This is a genomic window from Nitrosopumilus sp. b1 (assembly GCF_014078545.1).
In the GTDB taxonomy this organism is placed as follows: domain Archaea; phylum Thermoproteota; class Nitrososphaeria; order Nitrososphaerales; family Nitrosopumilaceae; genus PXYB01.
Genome location: NZ_MU078775.1, coordinates 998 through 2,807 on the forward strand (window position 1 = coordinate 998; position 1,810 = coordinate 2,807).

The 1,810-nt window shown below is 36.7% G+C and carries 1 protein-coding gene; it reads left to right on the top strand.

All coding sequences use genetic code 11. From position 1 onward, the window contains the following. The first annotated feature begins 16 nt into the window (after positions 1-16). Positions 17-1,717: a helicase C-terminal domain-containing protein gene (locus C6988_RS10680; RefSeq protein ID WP_255464485.1), complete on the top strand. Its 1,701-nt coding sequence runs from the start codon at positions 17-19 to the stop codon at positions 1,715-1,717. The last annotated feature ends 93 nt before the right edge of the window (positions 1,718-1,810 follow it).

Sequence of the window (1,810 nt, forward strand, 5' to 3'; positions counted from 1 at the left end):
AACACCAAAAATTCACTTGAGCATTTTAGATAATTTTCCTAGTGGACTAACTCCTAGACCAATCCAAATAGAGATCCTAAATGAAATTGATAAAAAAATAAAATCAGGTGCAAAAAAGATCATAGTCTCTGCACCTACCGGCGTTGGAAAGTCCCCAATGGCAATTAATCTTGCACAACATTTTGAAAACTCTTTTGTTGTTACTGCATCAAAGTCACTTCAAGACCAGTACTCACATGATTTCTCCCTTCTAAAACCCGTCAAAGGAAAATCAAACTTTGCATGCCTGAAAATCATGGAAAAAAAGCGAATAAAACTTGATGATATCTCAAAGGCAATGCAGCTCCACTATACCTGCGAGAAAGGAGAGTGCATTGAGAAAAAAAATGGCAAAAACACCAACTGCAAGTTCAAGCCGACCATCCAAGAGTATGAATCAAACTCTTTTGATGGGACAATCTGTCCGTACTATTCCCAAAAGTATGACGCACTAATCTCCCCCCATTCTCTTTGGAACTATCACGCATATTTTCAAATTATGAAGTACAATCAAAAAAATTATGGAGGATATCTTAATCGCAGAATCTCAATCTTTGATGAGGCCCACAAAATTGAAGACCAGATAATTCAATTCGTTGGAATTAACATCTACAAGAGAATAATCGATGAGTGTGGACTAGATATCACCACATACGACCTATCTGACATTGATTTAGTAATCACGCTACTAGATGATATTGCAAGCCATTACGCAAAAGAGATTGCAGAGCTAAAGGGCAGCCGTCTCTTTGAGCGATTCCCAGACTATGACAGGCTGCAGTATCTTGAGGGCAACTATGATAGGGCAACTAAAGCAAGAATTGAGATTCTATCAGACAAGGAAAACTTCATTATTAATGAGCCCAAGATGGATGGCGACCTATTTCTATCCCTTGATGTAAAGCCACTAGATATCTCAAAGTATGTCAAAGACTTTTTCCAGACTCCGATTCAAATTTTCATGTCAGCTACAATTGATAAAAATTCATTTTGTGAGACGATGGGAATACCCCCTGATGAGATTGAAATCATTGATACTCCAAATTCACCGTTTCCAGTAGAGAATAGGAAAATAAATTTTCTAAATGTTTGCAAGCTAAAGTTTGGTGCACCAAATCAGGATGAGCTCAAAGTTATCAAAAAAATTGACGAGCTATTATCATCTCATAATGACGAGCGAGGACTAGTTTTAACATCATCATTGTATCGGTGCAATGAAATTTACAATAATTTATCTGCTGAAAATAAAAATAGAATCAGAATCTGTCATGCACAAAATCCTGGAGGAAAAACTCAAGATGATATTCTCAAAGAACATGCACAAAGCAAAAACGGTGTTCTGCTCTCATCATCATTATGGGAGGGAGTTGACCTTAAAGATGATTTATCACGATTTCAAATAATTGCCAAAGTTCCGTATCCCAATTACAAAGAAAAACGAATTGCTGCAAAAAAAGCAAAGTACCCATTATGGTATACATCACAAACAGTAACCAAGCTATTGCAAGGATTTGGCCGCTCTATTAGAAGCAATCAAGACTGGGCAGTAACATATGTGCTAGACTCTGCAGTTGAATACTTGCTGTACAGTGCACGAAATCTTGTTCCCAAGGCATATCACGATGTTCTAGGATGGAATGATTCTAAAACAAAGTTTCGCTCATTTTTAGAAAATTAGTTCTGGCGCGGAACTGTTAGGATTAATTCCAAGAAAAATCCAAGTAACTTCTAAAAATAAAAAAAGAAAAAATTATTGTGCAGGCGCAGAACT